Raw genomic sequence first — 17,903 nt, 5'->3', positions numbered from 1 at the left:
AGCGCTTTTGTGCGAGCGTCCGTCGCCGTCCATATGGACAAGCAGACGCTACGCCAGCGCGTGTGGGACGACCTCGAAGAGAGCGGCGACGCCCGGTTCCCGTTCCCGCCCCACGGTCGCATCCCGAACTTCGCCGACGCGGACGCCGCGGCCGACCGGCTGGCCGAGACGGCGGTCTGGGCGGACGCCGACGCCCTAAAGGCCAACCCCGACGCCCCGCAGCTCCCGGTCCGGCGGGCGGCGATGCGGGCCGGCAAGACCGTCTACATGGCCGTCCCGCGGTTGCGCGACGAGCGGTGTTTCATCGAACTCGACCCGGCGGCGGTCGACGACATCGACGACGCCACGACCGTCAGCGGCTCCAGCGAGGCGGGCGTGCAGGTCGGCCCCGACGAGATGCCCGCGATCGACCTGATCGTTTCGGGGAGCGTCGCCGTCAGCGAACGCGGTGCGCGGATCGGCAAGGGCGAGGGGTACAGCGACCTCGAATACGCGCTGCTCCGCGAACTCGATCTGGTCGACGACGAGACGCCCGTGGCGACGACGGTCCACGAGCGCCAGCTTCGAGACCACGAACTCGTCGACGAACACGACGTGGCGATGGACCTGGTGGTGACGCCCGAACGGACCGTCGAGACGGCGACGCCGTACGACCGCCCGGACGGCATCGACTGGGCGGCCCTCGACGAGGACCGCATCGAGGAGATGCCGGTGCTCGAAGCGCGGCGTCCCTGACCGCGCTACACCAGCATTACGGGCCGCTCACACGCCTTGACGACCTGTGCCGTCACGGTGCCGAGCGTGCGGTCGTGGTCCCGGCCCTGATAGCCCATGACGACGAGGTCGGCCTCGATCTCGTCGGCGTAGCTCCGTATCTCCCGGCTCGGCTCGCCGTGACAGTTGTGCAGCTGGGTACCGATGCCGCGGTCGCGAGCGCGCTGGGCCAGGCGCTTCAGCAGCGCGGTGCCGTCGTCCTCGCGCTGGCCGACGACGAGTTCGGTCGTCGACAGCGCCGGTTCGCCGATAGTCCCGGTGTCGACGACGTGCAACAGGGCGAGCGAGCTGTCCGCTCGGTCGGCCAGTGCCACCGCACTGTCGAACGCCCGGTCGGCGTGGTCGCTCCCGTCGGTCGGAACGAGAATCGTCTCGTACATACTCCGTGGTACGGCAACACTAGTCAAGACAGTTGTTGCCAACCCAGTTCCCGATAGCCACACCGTACGTGTCGGTAACGCAGCCGAAACGGAGCAGCTACTCGCGGACACCACACCTATGTCGCTGGCTCGTCAATCCCGTGTATGGACCGGGCGAACAGTGTCGATCGAACGCGAGCGCCGCGAGAGGACACCGTCGACGTCCTCTACGTCGACCCGGACACGGACTCGACGGTTCGAGACTCGTTCGGCGACAGCGGGCCGTTTCGCGTCACACACGTCGCCGACGCGGCGACGGCACTTGCCCACGTGACGGACGGATCGACAGACTGTGTCGTCAGCGAACAGGACCTCCCGGACGGCAGTGGGCTGTCACTGCTGCGATCGATACGGCGTCGCGCCCCGTCGCTCCCGTTCGTGTTGTTCACCGACGACGGCAGCGAGACGGTCGCCAGCGAGGCGATCGACGCCGACGTGACCGGCTATCTCCGGCGGACGCCACTCGAAGAACAACTCCCCGCGCTCGTCACGACCGTCATCGAGGCGGTGAGCCGCCCGCACGAACAGTCGGCGATCCTCGATCACATGACCGACGCGTTCTTCGCGCTGGACGTGGAGTGGCGGTTCACCTACCTCAACGAACGGGCGCGAGAGATCGTGTGTGACGCCGCCGACGTGGATCGGTCGATCGACGACCTCGTCGGGACCCGAATCTGGGATCTGTTGCCGGAAGTCGTCGACACGGAGTTCTACGACCGATACACCGAAGCGATGGACGAACAGCGGGTGACGACCTTCGAGGCCGAGTACGAGCCCCTCGGGACGTGGTTCGAGGTGCGGGCCTACCCCTCGGTCGACGGGCTCTCGGTGTACTTCCAGGACGTGACGGATCGAAAGCACCGGATCGAGACGCTCCGGGAGCGCGAGCGCATCCTCAAGGAGATGTACCGCGTCGTCTCCGAGAAGACGCTCAGCTTCGAGGAGCAGGTCGATCGGTTGCTCTCGATCGGCCAGTCGGTGCTCGGAACCGACTACGGGGCGCTCTCCTCCAGAGCGGGCGACGAGTACGTCTTCGAGGTCGTCCGCGATCCGACCGGCGACACCCGGCCCGGGGACCGGGTCGCGCTCGACGAGACCAACTGCGAGCGGGCGATCGTCACCGAAGAGACGCTCGTCCTCGAAGACATCGCGCGGGACGCGCCGGAACTGGCCGAACGCGCCGGATACACCGACGATGGCATCGCCTGCTATCTCGGTACCCCCGTAGTGGTCGAGGGCGAGGTGTACGGCACGTTCTGCTTCTACGACCGAGAGCCACGGGCCGAGCCCTTCTCGGACTGGGAGATCGCCCTCGTGGAACTGCTCGGCAACTGGGTGAGCTACGAGCAGGAGCGCCGCCGTCACCAGAACGAGATCGCCCGCGAGCGAAACCGGCTCGAAGAGTTCGCCAGCGTCGTCAGCCACGACCTGCGCAACCCGCTCAGCGTCGCACTCGGGCGGATCGACGTGGCACGCGAAACCGGGGCCGAGGAGCACTTCGACGCGATCGAGCGGTCGCTCCAGCGGATGGACACGCTGATCGAGGACATCCTGTCGGTGGCGCGCGACGGCAGGACCGTCTCGGAACCGACGCCGGTCGACATCGAGACCGTCGCCGAGGACGCCTGGGCGGTCGTCGAAAGCGACGAGGCGACGCTGCGAATCGACGTCGACGACCGTTTCCTCGGCGACGCGACGCGTCTCCAGCAGCTCCTGGAGAATCTCTTTCGAAACGCGGTCCAGCACGCCGGTCGAGGGGTCGTCATCACCGTCGGCCCCCTCGAAGAGGGGACCGGCTTCTACGTCGCCGACGACGGCCCCGGAATCCCCGAGGACGAGCGCGACGACGTCTTCCAGTCTGCCTACACGACCACCGACGACGGCACCGGGTTCGGCCTCAAGATCGTCTCCGAGATCGCCGAGGCTCACGGCGGATCCGTCACCGTCGCCGACGGCGACGACGGCGGTGCGCGCTTCGAGATCCGCGACCTGCCCCTCGCCTGATCCCGTCGCAGTGCCTTACTGCTCGACGGCGTCGGCGGCGTCACGGAACAGTCCGTCGAGGTTCTCGGGCAGGGTCGGGTGGTAGGAGCGATCGGGCAGTTCCCGAACGTCTAGCCCCATCTCGACGACGATCTGCATCGTCTTCGCGAAGCTGTCGGCGTGGTAGTGCATCCCCTGCCAGCCGAGCACGGTGCCGTCCGCTCGATCGACGACGAGCTTCGCGAGCCCCTCCGGAACGTACTTGGACTTGAAGACCCCGTCGTCGCTCGCCTGCCGGGTCGCGACGGCGATGTCGTGGCCCGCCGCTCTGGCGGTCTGCTCGTTGTGACCGACGCGGGCGAACGGATAGACGCCGAGCCCGGAGAAGATCACGTGGTGGTGGACGTTCTCGTAGGGCTGGGGTGCGTTCCCGGCTTCCTGTCGGCGGATGTTCTCTGCGGCGGTAAAGCCCTGCTCCTTGGCGACGTGGAGAATCGGCTCCTTGCCGTTGACGTCGCCGACGGCGTACACGTGGTCGTGGGCCGCCGTCTGCATCGTCTCGCGGACCCAGTCGCCGGAGACGGCGATCCCCGTGTTGTCCAGTCCGAGCCCCTCGACGGTCGGGCGGCGGCCGGTGAAGCAAAACAGCTGGTCGGCCTCGTAGGTCTCCCGAGTGGGACCGTCGGCCCCGTCGTCCTCGAACTCGACGGTGAGACGGACGCCGCCGTCGTCGGTCGCTTCGAGACGCCGCTCGTGGCAGTTGGTCGGGATCTCCAGGTCCCAGTGGTCCCGGTACAGCTCCAGTGCGGCGTCCCCGAACTCGGGATCGGCCTCGTCGATCGGTCGGTCGTCGTGCTCGACGACGGTCAGGTCCATCCCGCCGGCCTCGGCGAGGTACGGGACCATCTCCATGCCGATGTAGCCAAAGCCCATCACGATCCCGGAGTCGGGGAAGTCGGTGGCGTCCAGCACGTCGGCGCTGGTCATGAACTCGACCTCGTCGATCCCGGGAACGTCGGGGACGTTGACGCTGGAGCCGGTGGCGACGACCACGTAGTCGGCGTCGAACTCCTCGCCGCCCGCGCGGACGGTGTGTGGGTCGACGAACCGAGCGGTGTCGTGGACGAAGCGCACGTCGTCGCGCTCGGCCAGCTCCTCGATGCCGGCGCGGCGGTGGCCCGCCCACCCGAGGGTGTGGTCGTCCTTGCGCTCGACGGTCCGTTCGAGGTCGACTTCGGGTACGTCGCCGACCAGTCGGTCGTCGTGGCGCGCCTGGAAGCGATGGGCTCCCGCCGAGAGGACTTCTTTCGAGGGCATACAACCCCGCAGGATACAGAGTCCGCCGCCGGGCTCGCCGTCGTCGATCAGCGTCAGTTCGATACCCGGTTCCTCTGCCAGCTCGCCAGCGACGGCGGCTCCGGCGCTGCCGTAGGCTCCGATGATGACGACGTGGGTCATACCGACACTAAACGGACGCCGACCCAAAAGCGTTCAGTAACGTGGCGCTCACCGGCGTCGCCGTCGGGCTACTCGTCGGGCCCGCCGCCGACGGTCGGGGCCTGCGTGGCCTTCTGTTTCGGCCCGATCCCGAACAGCGAGAGGAAGCGACGATCCTCGTGGATCATCGCGTCCCACAGCACCAGCGCCGGGGGGAGCACGAACAGCGACGCCAGGAAGGCGAACGTGATCGACAGCCCGGTGAGGATGCCGAACTGACCCAGCGCGGGGAACAGCGCGAGCGCCAGCACGCCGATCCCCGAGACGGTGGTGAGCATGCTGCCCAGCAGCGCCCCACCGGTGCCACGGACCGTCCGGTCGAGTGCCGTCCGGAGGTCGTGATTTGTGCGCTCGTCGGCAAAGCGGTGGGTCACATGGACCGAGTAGTCGACGCCGAGTCCGATCGTGATCGCCAGGATCGTCGCGGTGATCGCGTTGAACGGGATGGCGAGGAACCGCATCGACGCGGCAACCATCGTCACCGTCACCGCGACGGGGAGGACGTTGACGATTCCCAGCGTGGCGTACCCCTCGAACACTCGGTAGATGACCATCAGGAAGATCGCCGAGCCGATCAGCGCGACGGCGAGACTGGTGATCGCGGATTCGAGGATGAGGTCCGAGACGGCCTTGAACACGACGGTGTTGCCGGTCGCGGTCGCGGTCATCCGGAACCGATCGGCGACCGATCGGGTGTCCTCGGTGATCTCGTTCTGTTCGGCGTCGGCCTCGACCGTGTAGACGACGCGGGCGCTGCGCCGTTCCTCGGTCATGTAGTTCTCGGCGCGGTCGCCGGCCGGCGAGGCGAACAGTTCGTCGTAGATCAGTTCGAGGTTCTGGTCCGGAACGCCGTTGTCGTTCTGGTCGTTGCGGTCGACGAGCCGGCGGAACTCGGGATCCTGCTGGGCGTAGCTCTGGATGACGGTGACGATCGAGGTCGACTCCGCGCGGCCGTCGCTCTCGGCGAAGGAGTCCGGCGGGTCGTCTCCGGCCCGATAGATCTCTTCGAGCGCCGTGTCCCGTTGCATCGGCCCTTCGACGTACACCGTCGTCTCACTCGACTGCGTGGTCGCGAACTTGTCTTCGAGGTAGTTCAGCTGCGCGGAGACGGTGTACTCGCCCGGCGCGAACGGTTCCGGTAGCTCTTCGAGGAACGCCGGGGTGTCCTCTGGCGGGAGGAAGTCCTCCTGGCTGAACGTCGTGTCGATTTCCTGAGCGTAGACGCCAGCGCCGGCACTGCCGACGAGCAGGACGACGAGGACGAGCGCCGGTGCGGCGTCGCCGATCGTCACCCCGACTCGCAGTACCGATCCCAGCGCCGAATCCTCGGAGCCAAGCGGCGTCTCGCTCAGCGTCGGGATCGGGTAGCGCTCGCGGAGCCGGTCGATCTCGACTTTCGCGGCCGGGAGGAAGATTCCGAAGATGAGGAACGTAAAGACGATCCCGACCCCGGCGACGACGCCGAACTCGCGGATGGGCTCCAGCGCGCTCGTGAAGTTCGCCAGGAAGCCGATGACCGTCGTCCCGGTGACGATGAAGAACGCCACCAGCAGCTGATTGGTCGTGGTCCGCATCGACTCGTCGATGCCCCTGTCGAGCACGAGTTCCTCGCGGTAGCGGTTGACCGCGTGGATCCCGAAGTCGATCCCGACGGCCAGCAACAGCGGCGGCACGGCGATCAACATCTGGCTGAAGGGGATGCCGGCGATACCGGTGAACCCGAACGTCCAGACGATCGCCATCAGCAGGGCGAACAGGCCCAGCGCGAGGTCGACCGGATCGCGGTAGGCGATCGAGAGGAACAGGAAGATGAAGAGGACGGCAGCGGGAACGACGATCAGCAGGGAGTCGGTGATGACGCTCCCGAACTCGTCGGCGACGATACCGCTACCGAAGACGGTGATCGAACCGCCAGCGGCGGAGTCGACCTGGAACTCAGCTTGCTTCTGGATCGCGGTCAGGGGACTGGAGCCACCCTGCCCCGACCCCGACGAGAGTCCGGCGGGCACCTCGTGGCTGATGACGCCGATCGACGCCGAGGCGCTGGCGTCTCCGGAGTTGAAGTCCTGGCTGACGATCGAACTGAACCGCGGGCTCGATTCGTCGGCCCGGCGCACCGCACGGTCGATCTCGGACGCGGGAGCGCGCTCGATGGCGTCGATCTGCTGGTCGAGGGTCGTCGCCGACGGATCGAGCGTCTGTGCGACGATCGCGGCGGCACTGCTCGTCGACGTGACTCGCATGTCCGGGTGCTCTTGCACCCGCTTTTGGGCTTCGAGCATCCGCAGCATGGCCGGCTTCGAGAGGACGTTGTTCTCCTTTTGAATGAGCTGCGTACTCCCGGTGTCGGTCTCGAAGCTCGGGGAGAACTCCCGGTTGATGTCTTCGAGGGCCTGTTCCTCTTCGAGTCCGGTAGCGAACTGCGAGGTCCCGGCCGACGTGGAGATGTTGCTGAGCCCGGCCCCGAAGACGAGCGTCAGGACCAGGAACGCCAGGATGACGCGCCTGGAGTCGTAGATGATCTTGTCGTCGATCCAGTCGATGTAGCGTTGGTACCCCATGTGCTATCGGAACCGAACGTAGCCGCCCACGGCAGCGACGATCAGGACGACCGCGACACCGATCAACACGAGCGGTGAACCGCCGCCGCTCGACCCTTCGACCTCGACCGGGATGTTGTACGTGTCCGAGGTGACCGTGTCACCGTCGGCCTCGTCGTACTGGAAGTCCATCGAGACGGGATAGGGCTTCGAGAGCGCACTGCTGCCCGCGCTGATCGAGAAGGTGATCTCCCGGGACTCGCCCGGTGAGAGTTCGTCCACGAACGCCTCGTCGTCGTTGGCCGAGATCGGCGAGTCGGCGAAGATCTTGGCCTTGATGTCGCTGAGCGTCTGGTTCTTGGCGTTCGTGATCTCGACGGTGAGCTCCGTCCCGTCGCCGGCAGAGACGTTTGCACTCCGGATGGCCACGTCGAACTCGTCGCGCTCGGGCGCGACCTCGGCACGGACGTTCATCGAGTCGCCGGTGCGCTGTTCGTCGTCGTCGTTGGTGTAGCGCGTCTGGAGCGTGAACTGTCGGGGGCCGCTGCGCGCGCTGTCGCTGATGTCCACGTCGAAGTCGAACGACGCGGACTCGCCCGCGTCGAGGTTCCCGATCGAGTACTCCGTTTCGATCGGATCGACGTTGCGCTGCTCGCTGGCCCACACCACGACGACGTCTTCGGCGGTGCGTGGGCCGGTGTTGGTCAACTCGGCCGACAGCGTCCCGTCGTCACCGACTTCCAGGTCCGCGTCGACGGTGTCGACGGCGAAGGTCTGCTCGGCGGCCGGCCGCAGCGACAGGGACACGTCCTGTCGATGGGTGGCGGAGTCGTCCGGTCGATCGTACTCGACCGTCGCGTCGACCGTGTAGTTGCGCCGCTCGGCACCGTCACCGGCCCGAGCGTCGAAGGTGAGGGTCCGTTCTGCACCCGATTCCCACTCCTCGACGTACTGGCTGGCGCTGTTCGACTGGCCGAACGTGATGTCGGGATTCTGTGAGGTCAGCTGGACTGAGGCGTCCGTGAGCGTCTCCGAGCCGTCGTTGCGAAGCGTGACGGTGTAGTCACCGCTGTCGCCGACCGGAACGGTGCTGTCGATCGAACTGACGGTGAACTCCTGTTCTGGCTCCGGGGTCACTTCGACGGTGACCGGCTGGCTCGTGCGTGACTCGCCGCTCCCGAGTTCGTAGTCCGCCGTCAGCGTGAACGGGTACGGTTCGGACTCGGCGGTCTGGGCGGCGCTCAGCCGGTAGGTGAAGGTCCGCTGTTCGTCCGGTTCCCACTGTTCGACGTATCGCTCCGCGCTCGCGGACTGGCCCAGCGTCAGGTCGGCGCTGGGGGAAGCCAGCGAGAGGGTCGCGTCTCGGGCCGTCGCCGACCCGTTGTTTGCGACGGTGAGCTCGACGGTCCCGGTCCCGTCGACCCGCGTCGTCGTGTCCACGTCGGTGACGTCGAGTCGGGCCGACTCCTCGATTTTCACCTGCACGTCGTAGGTCCGAGTCTCGGACTCGCGGTCCCGCGAGCCCGACGCCTCCGAGACGTAGCTGTAGTAGTCGTACTCGACGGTGACCTGCACGTCGTAGGTGCCAGGTTCGGCGTCGTCCGGAACGGAGACCGAGAACGGAAGCGGCTCGCGCGTCGATCCTTCCGGGAGCGACCCGACGGCCTGCTCACCCGTCTGGACCGTCAGCGGAGCGTTCCCGTTGTCGACGCTGACGGTCGTTCCGCGAGCGGTCGTCACCTCGCTGTTGAGCGCGGGGTTTCGGGCCGAGCCCGAGTCGAGTTCGCCGCTGTTGACGAGAACGACGTCGAGGCTCGACTCCTCGCCGGGTGCGAGGGTGTCGTCGGCCACGTGAACGCTGATATCGGGACTGCCGGTGACCGCTGCCGTGGCGAGTCCCGACGTGACGAGCAATACAACGACGGCTATCGGAAGAAAGGTGCGTCCGTTCATGGGTCTCTGGCCCGCCAGACCGTTCGAGGTGCCGTGTCGCGGCGGGCCGATCCACGCCACAGAGCACAGAAGAGAGCGTGGCGGCCGGCCGACGCTCGCCGTCGAGCGCTCTCGAACGATCGTTCGGGCATTCGTGTCGAACGAACGTTCGGTATCATATCAATCTATCGCTGTCGCACTCACCGAAACCCTTACCAGGCCGACCGAATATTCGTTCGGTATGGCTCCGGAGACGCCCTTCCCGGGCGACCCCGACGACTCGCGGGAGGCGATCATGCGTGCGACGTACTGTGCGCTGAAGCAGTACGGCTACGCCGGGCTCTCGATCCAGCGGATCGCCGACGAGGCGGATCTGAGCAAGTCGACGTTCTACCACCACTACGACGACAAACACGATCTGTTGACCTCGTTCGTCGACTTCATTCTCGAAGAGTTCACCCGCGTGTTCTCACTTGAGGCCGGCGACGGTCCGGAAGCGAACCTCCGGACGTTCGTTCGTCTCATTCTCGACCCGACGACCGCCGAGAAGGTCTCCGAGGAATCGCCCGCGTCGACAGTGCTGGGCACCTACGTCGAACTGCGCGCACAGGCCGTCCAGGACGAGACGATCCGCGAGAAGTTCACCGAGGTCGACCGCAGCTTCGAGGACCAGCTCGCGGAGATCGTCGAAAACGGCGTCGCGTCCGGCGTGTTCAGAGACGTGGACCCGGAACAGACCGCGACGTTCGTCTCGACGCTCGTCGCCGGACAGACGTTCCGACAGTCGACCAGAGACGACGACCCCTCGGAGGCAGTGCTGGCCGCCTTCGACGACTACGTGCGGGAATCGCTGCTCAGAGACGACGCCTGACGACGGCGTCGATGAGACACTGTTTTACCGTCTGGCGATCAGTGACGAAACGATGACGGGGGTTGGTGTACGCGGTCAACGTCTGGTGGTGAGCGCCGTCACACTCGTCTGTGTCGCCCTCGCGGCCACCGGTGTGTTCACACAGGACACCGTCGTCGCGACCGTGCTGGTCGCCGCCGGGACACGGCGGCTCCGTGGCGTCGGCGGACTCCTCGCTGGCATCGTCGTCGGTGCTGTCTCCGGGGCGGCGATCGGCTACGTCGCGGTCGCGTTCCTGGGCGTCCCACTCGCGATGTCCGGCGCGGTGGGCCTGGGTATCGCACTCGGGGGCGGCATCGGCGTCGTGACCAACTACGCCGCGACGGGCGACGGCGAGCCGGTCGACGAGACGATGACCGTCGGACGGGAACCGCGACGGCCCACCCCGACGCCCGCGGACCTGTTCGACGACCATCCCGATCCGGTCCTGTACGTCGTCGACGACGGACACGGCCCGGTCGTCCGCGCCGCCAACGCCGCCTACGCCGAGACGTTCGACGTTCCGGCCGACGCCGTCGCCGACGCACCGCTGGCCGAGGCAGTACTGGCCGGCGGAGACACCGACGAGATCGTCACGGCGGTCGCCGACGGCGCGGGGCTCGATACGGTCGTGACCTGCGAGACGGCCGACGGGTCGCGACCGTTCAGAGTCCGGACGACCGGGAGCGGCGACGACGGCTATCTCGTCTACACGCCCCGCCGTCGCGATCAGCCCGGATGACGGCCGATCTCTTTGAACGCCCGCTCGATGTCGTCGAACTCGCCGAGCGTGTCGTCCATCTCGTCTTTCAGCGCTTCGATGCGGTCTCGTAGCTGGGCCACGTCTTCGTTGTCGTCGAGGGTCTGTGCGGTCTTCTCGGCTTCGAGCAGCGCGAGCTTCGAAGTCGCTTCGAGATACTGGGTCAACTGGTCGTCGTACCGTCGCGCCGTGAGCTGCTGTTCGATCGCGGCGACGAGGTCGTCTTTCTCGATCGGCTTACAGAGGTAGTCGTCGAAGGCCATGTCGATGATCTCGAAGTCCGGATCGACCGCCGTGATCATGATCACTCGGCAGTCGACGCCGCGTTCCCTGATGGTCTGGAGGACCTCGTCACCAGAGACTCCCGGCATCCGCCGGTCGAGCAACACCACGTCGATGTCCTCACCATCCCCGATGGCGTCCAGTGCCGCCTCGCCGCCGTAGGCCGTCTCCGTGTCGAACTCGTCACGCAGCCGCAGCGCGTACACGTCGGCGACCTCTTTCTCGTCGTCGACGACGAGGACGGTGGCACCGTCAGTTGACTCTGACACTAGGTCCAACGTTGGTAGCCGCGTGCATATATTTGTTTGTCGTCCGCCCTCGCTCGATTCTGTCCCAATATCCCTGAAAAAATCCCGGACGGCCGTCGTGGGGCCGCCTCGTCCGGTGGCTCCCGCGGAACGGAAGTTTAAAGATTACCTCACGGCGAAAATCCGAACAAGGATGTTCACGCCACTGCAAGTCGTCGACAGCTTCCTGTTGAACTACAACCTCGGTGACGTGTTGCTGCTGGTGACTGTCCTCGGTGCGGTGGGGGTCTTTCTGCAGCGGTCGAACAAGGCGCTCGGGCTCCACCTCCTCTCGTTTGGCCTGCTGTTCCTGATTCTGCCCGGTGGCATGTTCGAACCGGCCGCCGGCAGCCTGCTCGGGACGATCGCGATGTACAAGTTCGTCGGACTGGGACTGCTCGTCGTCGCACCCGTCATCTACGCCGTCGGCCGCCGCTAGGCCAACTTCCCGAGCGCGGCGAAGAAGTCACGCTGTGGCCCGGCGATGTTGACCGACTCGCTCGCGCGAGCGACGGTCACCTGTGACGGTGGCGCGACGGCCTCTCTCACTCGGCCGTCGCTGACGGCAACGCTCTCGGCACCGCTCTCGATACGGACTGTGATCTCGCTGCTGTCGTCGACGACCAGCGGTGGCATCGCTTCCTCGCCCGCCATCTCGGTGACGACGAGTCCGTCGACGCCGGGATGGACCAGCGGCCCGTCTTCGCTGAGGTTGTACGCCGTCGAGCCCGTCGGCGTCGCGACGAGCACGCCGTCCGCGCGACCGCTCGTGTACAGCGACCCGTCCACGCGAACCTCGAACCCCGCGCCGCCGCCGTGACCGCGCTGTGCTCCCTGTATCACGATCTCGTTGAGGGCCGGCGGGAGCGTCCAGTCGTCACCGGTGGCCCGAAGCCGGGGCACCGTGCGCGTCCGCGCACTCCCGGTCTCACGGATCCGGCGGACCTCCTCGACGACGGTCTCGACCGCCTCGTCGGGGGCGACCGCGTTCAGAAAGCCGACCTCACCGAGGTTGACGCCCAGGATCGGCGTCGATCCGGCCCCCCGCGCGGCAAACAGGAAGGTGCCGTCGCCGCCGATGCTGACCACCAGATCACAGCCGTCCATCTGGTCGACGCCACGGCCCGTCGGCGTCGCCGTCTGCCCGTCCAGCCAGCGGCTCTCGTCGGCCGACAGGGCGGCCGCCGTCGTCTCGTCGAAGACGACGGTCGTCTCCCCGTCGTGCAGTCGTTCGAACAGCCGCGTCGCGAGCGCAGTCGCCCGTCGGTTCGATCGCTGGGCGACGATCCCGACCTTCATCGTCCCGGCTTTTCGGCGGCGCGTACATAAACCCGTTCACACGCCAATGTTCGCAGGTGATAACGTCGGCGGTAAGGTTAATCCGTTCGGGTAAAAACGGGCGCGTATGACGGCCACCGGGGCTCGATCACGCCATGAGTGAAGACGACGACTGGTTCGAGAGCGCCGTCGACGAGTCCGACGACGACGGCGAGTCAGAACCCGCCGACAGCGACAGCCCCTTCGACCGGGACGACTCCCCAGACGAAACGACCGGAACCAGCCCCTTCGACGGCGGTACCGACGAGACAGGTCCCTTCGACGACGACAGTTCGCTGTTCGACGACGACTTCGAGTCGGCGTTCGCCTCGGCCGGCGATCCGAGCGACGATTCCGAGGGGTTCGAAGACGAGGACTTCGAGTCCGAGATCCCGCGGATCGACCTCGGCATCGACGGCCTCGACCAGATGATCCAGGGAGGCATCCCCGAACGCCACCTCATCGTCACCATCGGCTCTGCCGGGACCGGGAAGACCACCTTCGGCCTCCAGTTTCTCCACCACGGCCTCCAACAGGGCGACAACGCCGTGTTCATCACGCTCGAACAGAGCCGCGAAGCCATCATCGCCACCGCCGAGGAACGGGGCTGGGAGTTCGAACACTACGAGGAGACGGGCCAGCTGGCCGTCGTCGACCTCGACCCGGTCGAGATGGCCAACAGCCTCGACAACATCCGGGGCGAACTCCCGGCGCTGATCGAGGAGTTCGACGCCGACCGACTCGTACTCGACTCGGTGTCCTTGCTGGAGATGATGTACGACGACCAGGCCAAGCGCCGGACTGAAGTGTTCGACTTCACCCGCTCGCTGAAAAACGCCGGTGTCACGACGATGCTCACCTCCGAGGCCAGCGAGGACAACCCCTACGCCTCGCGCCACGGCATCATCGAGTACCTGACCGACGCCGTCTTCGTCCTCCAGTACGTCCGCACCGAAACCCGCGAGACCCGCCTCGCCGTCGAGATCCAGAAGATCCGCAACGCCAACCACTCCCGCGAGACCAAGCCCTACGAGATCACGATGGAGGGCATCAGCGTCTACCAGCAGGCCAATATTTTCTAAACCGACCTTTTTCCGCTTCGGGTGCGCTTCGCGCACCGCTCGCGCAAAAACGTCGATGAAAAAGGCTCGACCTCGCTGCGCTCGGTCGAGTGAATCGCGCGAACTTCCGGGTTCTTCGAACCGCTCGTTCGCGCGAATGCTCACAGCAACAACGTGGCGTGTGCTGTCGTGGTTTCATACCGCAACGTAATCACGCGAGGGATGAGTAACGCAGAGAGCGAAACGACCGAGTAACGGAATCGGCTGGGAAGGCGTGTGGCTGTGGTGCTGTAGCAGTGCAGTACCTGGAGGATCGAAAGGGCGAGGCACGGTCGCGAGATCTGCGGCGGCACTATTCGACCGCAGGGAGAATATCCGGCACAGATCTCGCGAGCGGGGCGAGGGCTTTCAGTTCACGTTATCACCAGTCATCGTCGCTAGCGAGCCAAGGATTAAGCGACCCCGGGACGACGGATCGGTATGGTCTTGCTCGTCCCCTTCGACGGATCGGACCTCGCACAGACTGCCCTGGAGCGTGCCGTCGAGTTCTCGGAGTACACCCACGAAGACGTACTGGTTCTCTCGGTGATCCCCGACGACGGCGAGTACGCCGTCGAGCGCGGATGGGTCGACGCTCCCGAAGCGTACGACCCCGACGCGGTCGCGGCCCGCTTCGAGTCGCTGGTCGCCGACATCGTGCCCGACGCCGAGTTCCGCGTCGAGACCCCCGAGGACGTGAGTTCGATGGCCGACGTAACCACCGACGTGGTCCGGACGATCCGAGAAGTGTCCCACGAGGTCGACGCCTCCATCGTCTTCATCGGCAGCGAGAACGCCGGGCGCGTGTCGACGCCGGTCTGTAGCGTCGGCGCACCGCTCTCGGAAGATCCCACCTACGACGTACACATCGTTCGCCACGCGGCGTGAACGGGGACCACAGCACGCCGCGAGGCCCGCCCTACCGCGCGACGGTCACGGGCACGTCCGCCCGTCGGACGACCGTCTCGGCGACGCTGCCCAGGACGATCCGGGAGACGCCCGAGCGGCCGTGACTCCCCATGACGATCTGGTCGATGTCGTTGTCGTCGGCGTAGTCGACGATCGCCGTGGTCGGCCGCCCGACCTCGACGGCCCGTTCGACCTCGCGGTCGCCGATGCCGGCGTCGGCGATCAGATCGTCGAACAACTCCTGTGCGGCGCTCTGTTGCTGTTCGTACCACTCCTCGGAGAAGGAGGGCATCGAGGCCTGTGCGCTGTAACCGGCTTCGGCCGGGTTGATGACGTTCAGCAGGACGATCGTCGCGTCCGGAAATTCGTCGATCGCGAACTCGAAAGCCGTCTCCGCCTGCTCTGAGCCGTCGACCGGGACCAGAATTCGCTTGCCCATGTCCGGTACTGTCATGGCTGTGGATTATACTCTTCGACTGCTTCGCCGTGAGCCATCGCGCGTGCCGGCGGTATCACTCTCGCCCGTGCTTGGTCACGCAGGTCGCGAGTCCCTGGATCTCGACGGGCTCGGAGTTGTCCGGCGAGTACACCACCATCTGGCCTTTCTCCATGTAGGGGACCTTCGACTCCAGGTTCGCGGGGATGTTGACAGCGGAGATGGCGTCCTCGTCGCCCAGATTGAGGACGACCGTGGTGTTGATCTGCTTGAACACGGGATCGGCGATATCCTGGGGGTCCTGCGTGATGAGGAACAGGCCCAGGCGCTCCTTGCGGCCCTGTTTCGCGGCCTCGGTGAACTTCCCGATGACCTTCCGGGCCTGGACGTTGTCGGCGTCGGTCAGGAAGTTGTGGGCCTCGTCCATTCCGAGTACGAGCGGCGTCTCCTTGATGCGGTCGTAGCGCGGGCTGTTCGAGAGCTTCTCGTCGACGAGCATCGATGCCAGCGCCAGCACGACCGTCGTCTTCGACCGGGAGTCGTTGATGTGGTAGGTCGGGACCACGCTGATCCCGCCCGAGCGGACGAACTGTTTGACCATGTCGGTGATCGGCCGGGCGTCCTGATCGAAGACGCCGCCGAAGCCGTAGGCCCGGCGCTTGACGGCGTCGAAGGTCGCCTCGTGGACGCGGCCGGACTCGTCGAGTTCCTCCTTGAGCGCGGGGTCGTCGAGGAACGTCGTGAACTGGTCGTAGGTCCCGTCCTCGCCGTACTCCTTCTCGAACCGGTCGAGCAGGTAGTGGAGGGCGCTGTACTGGTTGTCGTTGAGCTGGCTGCCGGCGATCAGCCACGGGTTCGAGTAGACCATCGAGAAGGGGATGGTGAACTCGACCTGCTCGGCGCGGTGGTGGCTCGCGGCGTAGCTCGAACCCGACACCTTCGGGACGAACGCCGTCGTGTCCTCGTGGCCGCCACAGGCGATCCCCTCCCGCTCACAGCGGCGCTGGAACTCCTCGGGGAGGTCGCCGTCGTCGTGCATCTGGGCGTACTCGTCCTGCGGGTCGAACATGACCAGACAGGGAGACACGTCGCGGTCCTCGCCCTCGATGGGATACGTTCGGTCCTCGGCGAGGTACTGCCGGAGGATGTTCTTCGAGCCGTGGGTCTTGCCCGACCCGGTGCCGCCGGCCACGAGCGTGTGCCGGAAGACGAGCGGATCGCCCGCTTCGTAGTCGTCTTTCAGCCGGTAGTCGATCGTCGGCGGCTCGGCAGCCGTCTTCACTTTCTCCCCACCGACCGAGAGGTGCCCGAGGAAGACGCCGTCCTCGGGGATCTTCAGCCCGGTCTTGATCTCGCTCTTGTCGGTGGCCTGGCGAACGACTGTCTCGGGCTTTGGCACGCGGTCGGTCATCCGCCGTTTCGTGTCCTCGCCCGTCCCATAGAGGACGGCGACGGGCTCCAGCGTCGCCATGAACTTGAAGTCCTGCTCGTCGATCCCACCCGAGCGCATGGCGCGGCGCGCGTGGATCTCGGTCGCGTCGTCGGCGCGGAACTCCTGGGCGTACTCCAGCGCCGAGATCCGACAGAACAGTCGCTCACCGTCCGGATAGGGGACGAGCAGGTACTTGCCGATGCGCACGTCCGATCGGTTGCCGACGGTGACGTACGCCCGCAGACAGGTCTCGCGCTCGTCCTCGCAGATCGCCAGCCCCTCCGAGGCCGAGAGGACGCCGATCCCGCGGTCGCGCCCGCTTGGCTCGATGTCCATCTCCTCGAAGGCCTCGTCCTCGTCGGCCCCGTCTTCGTCTCCGGTCGCTCCGTCCGCTGGCGTCGACGACTCGCTGTCGTCAGCGTCGAACTCCGTGAAATCCCCGAGATCAGACATACGGGACCAATGTCGCTCCCCCGACTAACCCCTTTCCCCCAGAGTCGGTCACAATCCTCGTTGTAGCCATCTGTTGACGACCGATACTGTGCGACCGTTTTTCGCCTCGGATTCACCACCACGGGGTCGAAAAATTCTGTACAGACGTACAGCCGGCAGTGTAAGCGATATTTTTATACTCTCGACAAAAAATCAACTGGTCAATGAGTTCTAACTCTTTTGTCCGGTATCGGGGGGAAGTCGCGATCATCGTCGGCTTCGCACTTCTCCTCAACCCTTTAGTTGTGAGCGCGTACGATATTGGCGATCCGGACTCGTACCGGTATGAGTCGAGTGAGGTTGAGGTCTACGCCAACGGTACGTATCACACCTCGGCAACGACTAACCACATTGACTCTGACGTGGCCTGTTTCGGTGATATGCTGAGTCGATCCTGCGTGCTCGAACGGGCGATACACGAAAATAATGGCATTACCTATGACGGCTCCCCGAGAAGCTTCATGAGCCACGACTATGCCTACGTCCACATATTTGGGTCCGGGTTCTTCCAGCCCGCTACCACTGGGAGTCAGAACGGGACCGTGAGATACGGACTTGAGCCCGTCCCACAAGATAAGGCGCTCGACCGTATTGCGACGCCGCTCTCCGAGACCTCGCCTGGCGTCCGAACCGCAATCTCCCAAGGCAAATACGTGACCAGCGACGAACTGAGCGGCGCTGAGGAACTCGTCAGCACTGACGAGGGCTACTTTGTCGTCTACGCCGCAGCGTCTTCCGTCGATCACACAGCAGAACGAACAGCGGCCGTCGTCGCACTCCAGTGGATACTTGGATTTACTGGCGCGTTCTTGATCCTCCGAGGACAGCGACGGCGCGTTGAACGAGGTGACTGA

At 65.8% G+C, this 17,903-nt stretch carries 16 protein-coding genes; 8 read left to right on the top strand and 8 right to left on the bottom strand.

What is annotated here, in order from left to right; genetic code table 11:
- The first annotated feature begins 33 nt into the window (after window positions 1-33).
- Complete coding sequence (locus tag HALKA_RS0109410; RefSeq protein ID WP_018257748.1) at window positions 34-735, top strand: 5-formyltetrahydrofolate cyclo-ligase; 702 nt, start codon at window positions 34-36, stop codon at window positions 733-735.
- Window positions 736-740: 5 nt separating this feature from the next.
- Here the strand turns inward: HALKA_RS0109410 and HALKA_RS0109405 are convergent, their stop codons facing one another.
- A complete protein-coding gene (locus HALKA_RS0109405) occupies window positions 741-1,154 on the bottom strand; it encodes a universal stress protein (protein ID WP_018257747.1) in 414 nt (137 codons plus the stop codon).
- 144 nt (window positions 1,155-1,298) lie between these two features.
- Between HALKA_RS0109405 and HALKA_RS0109400 the strand changes: the two genes are divergently transcribed.
- A complete protein-coding gene (locus HALKA_RS0109400) occupies window positions 1,299-3,197 on the top strand; it encodes a hybrid sensor histidine kinase/response regulator (RefSeq protein WP_018257746.1) in 1,899 nt (632 codons plus the stop codon).
- A 15-nt stretch (window positions 3,198-3,212) separates the two neighbouring features.
- Here the strand turns inward: HALKA_RS0109400 and HALKA_RS0109395 are convergent, their stop codons facing one another.
- The 3 genes from HALKA_RS0109395 to HALKA_RS0109385 all read right to left on the bottom strand — a co-directional run bounded on the left by HALKA_RS0109395 (window position 3,213) and on the right by HALKA_RS0109385 (window position 9,064).
- Window positions 3,213-4,634, bottom strand: a complete 1,422-nt coding sequence (locus HALKA_RS0109395; RefSeq protein ID WP_018257745.1) for a dihydrolipoyl dehydrogenase family protein — start codon at window positions 4,632-4,634, stop codon at window positions 3,213-3,215.
- A 68-nt stretch (window positions 4,635-4,702) separates the two neighbouring features.
- A complete protein-coding gene (locus HALKA_RS0109390) occupies window positions 4,703-7,234 on the bottom strand; it encodes an efflux RND transporter permease subunit (protein WP_018257744.1) in 2,532 nt (843 codons plus the stop codon).
- Between the two features lie 3 nt (window positions 7,235-7,237).
- Window positions 7,238-9,064, bottom strand: a complete 1,827-nt coding sequence (locus tag HALKA_RS0109385) for a COG1361 S-layer family protein (protein WP_245545374.1) — start codon at window positions 9,062-9,064, stop codon at window positions 7,238-7,240.
- Between the two features lie 322 nt (window positions 9,065-9,386).
- Between HALKA_RS0109385 and HALKA_RS0109380 the strand changes: the two genes are divergently transcribed.
- Window positions 9,387-10,016: a TetR/AcrR family transcriptional regulator gene (locus HALKA_RS0109380; RefSeq protein ID WP_018257742.1), complete on the top strand. Its 630-nt coding sequence runs from the start codon at window positions 9,387-9,389 to the stop codon at window positions 10,014-10,016.
- A gap of 88 nt (window positions 10,017-10,104) precedes the next feature.
- The gene (locus tag HALKA_RS19465; RefSeq protein ID WP_245545373.1) at window positions 10,105-10,776 is read left to right on the top strand and encodes a hypothetical protein; all 672 of its coding nucleotides are present in this window, start codon (window positions 10,105-10,107) and stop codon (window positions 10,774-10,776) included.
- On the opposite strand, the gene HALKA_RS0109370 is transcribed toward HALKA_RS19465, so the two are convergent.
- On the bottom strand, window positions 10,764-11,345 hold the full coding sequence (locus tag HALKA_RS0109370) for a response regulator (protein ID WP_018257740.1): 582 nt from the start codon (window positions 11,343-11,345) through the stop codon (window positions 10,764-10,766). The two genes, HALKA_RS19465 and HALKA_RS0109370, sit on opposite strands and share 13 nt — an antisense overlap.
- A gap of 172 nt (window positions 11,346-11,517) precedes the next feature.
- On the opposite strand from HALKA_RS0109370, the gene HALKA_RS0109365 reads away from it, so the two are divergent.
- Window positions 11,518-11,802 (top strand): DUF8006 family protein, encoded by a 285-nt coding sequence (locus tag HALKA_RS0109365; protein WP_018257739.1) that lies wholly within the window; start codon window positions 11,518-11,520, stop codon window positions 11,800-11,802.
- Here HALKA_RS0109365 and HALKA_RS0109360 read toward each other — a convergent pair.
- Window positions 11,799-12,662: an NAD(+)/NADH kinase gene (locus HALKA_RS0109360; protein ID WP_018257738.1), complete on the bottom strand. Its 864-nt coding sequence runs from the start codon at window positions 12,660-12,662 to the stop codon at window positions 11,799-11,801. The two genes, HALKA_RS0109365 and HALKA_RS0109360, sit on opposite strands and share 4 nt — an antisense overlap.
- 134 nt (window positions 12,663-12,796) lie before the next feature.
- Here HALKA_RS0109360 and HALKA_RS0109355 point away from each other — a divergent pair, with 134 nt between their 5' ends.
- Window positions 12,797-13,762 (top strand): KaiC domain-containing protein, encoded by a 966-nt coding sequence (locus HALKA_RS0109355; RefSeq protein ID WP_018257737.1) that lies wholly within the window; start codon window positions 12,797-12,799, stop codon window positions 13,760-13,762.
- 459 nt (window positions 13,763-14,221) lie between these two features.
- Window positions 14,222-14,668 (top strand): universal stress protein, encoded by a 447-nt coding sequence (locus HALKA_RS0109350; protein WP_018257736.1) that lies wholly within the window; start codon window positions 14,222-14,224, stop codon window positions 14,666-14,668.
- A 31-nt stretch (window positions 14,669-14,699) separates the two neighbouring features.
- Here HALKA_RS0109350 and HALKA_RS0109345 read toward each other — a convergent pair whose 3' ends face one another.
- Both HALKA_RS0109345 and HALKA_RS0109340 read right to left on the bottom strand, forming a co-directional pair.
- Complete coding sequence (locus tag HALKA_RS0109345; RefSeq protein ID WP_018257735.1) at window positions 14,700-15,128, bottom strand: universal stress protein; 429 nt, start codon at window positions 15,126-15,128, stop codon at window positions 14,700-14,702.
- A gap of 73 nt (window positions 15,129-15,201) precedes the next feature.
- Complete coding sequence (locus HALKA_RS0109340; protein ID WP_018257734.1) at window positions 15,202-17,010, bottom strand: ATP-binding protein; 1,809 nt, start codon at window positions 17,008-17,010, stop codon at window positions 15,202-15,204.
- Window positions 17,011-17,213: 203 nt separating this feature from the next.
- Here HALKA_RS0109340 and HALKA_RS0109335 point away from each other — a divergent pair, with 203 nt between their 5' ends.
- Complete coding sequence (locus HALKA_RS0109335) at window positions 17,214-17,903, top strand: DUF8127 domain-containing protein (RefSeq protein ID WP_018257733.1); 690 nt, start codon at window positions 17,214-17,216, stop codon at window positions 17,901-17,903.

Source organism: Halomicrobium katesii DSM 19301, from assembly GCF_000379085.1.
Classification (GTDB): Archaea; Halobacteriota; Halobacteria; order Halobacteriales; family Haloarculaceae; genus Halomicrobium; species Halomicrobium katesii.
This window is presented reverse-complemented; position numbering and strand designations above follow the sequence as displayed.

Coding starts and splice junctions, on each gene's coding strand:
- HALKA_RS0109400 (WP_018257746.1), top strand. CDS start 1,299: ATGGACCGGGCGAACAGTGTCGATCGAACGCGAGCGCCGCGAGAGGAC.
- HALKA_RS0109335 (WP_018257733.1), top strand. CDS start 17,214: ATGAGTTCTAACTCTTTTGTCCGGTATCGGGGGGAAGTCGCGATCATC.
- HALKA_RS0109380 (WP_018257742.1), top strand. CDS start 9,387: ATGGCTCCGGAGACGCCCTTCCCGGGCGACCCCGACGACTCGCGGGAG.
- HALKA_RS0109365 (WP_018257739.1), top strand. CDS start 11,518: ATGTTCACGCCACTGCAAGTCGTCGACAGCTTCCTGTTGAACTACAAC.
- HALKA_RS0109355 (WP_018257737.1), top strand. CDS start 12,797: ATGAGTGAAGACGACGACTGGTTCGAGAGCGCCGTCGACGAGTCCGAC.
- HALKA_RS0109390 (WP_018257744.1), bottom strand. CDS start 7,234: ATGGGGTACCAACGCTACATCGACTGGATCGACGACAAGATCATCTAC.
- HALKA_RS0109395 (WP_018257745.1), bottom strand. CDS start 4,634: ATGACCCACGTCGTCATCATCGGAGCCTACGGCAGCGCCGGAGCCGCC.
- HALKA_RS0109345 (WP_018257735.1), bottom strand. CDS start 15,128: ATGGGCAAGCGAATTCTGGTCCCGGTCGACGGCTCAGAGCAGGCGGAG.
- HALKA_RS0109360 (WP_018257738.1), bottom strand. CDS start 12,662: ATGAAGGTCGGGATCGTCGCCCAGCGATCGAACCGACGGGCGACTGCG.
- HALKA_RS0109350 (WP_018257736.1), top strand. CDS start 14,222: ATGGTCTTGCTCGTCCCCTTCGACGGATCGGACCTCGCACAGACTGCC.
- HALKA_RS0109410 (WP_018257748.1), top strand. CDS start 34: ATGGACAAGCAGACGCTACGCCAGCGCGTGTGGGACGACCTCGAAGAG.
- HALKA_RS0109405 (WP_018257747.1), bottom strand. CDS start 1,154: ATGTACGAGACGATTCTCGTTCCGACCGACGGGAGCGACCACGCCGAC.
- HALKA_RS0109340 (WP_018257734.1), bottom strand. CDS start 17,010: ATGTCTGATCTCGGGGATTTCACGGAGTTCGACGCTGACGACAGCGAG.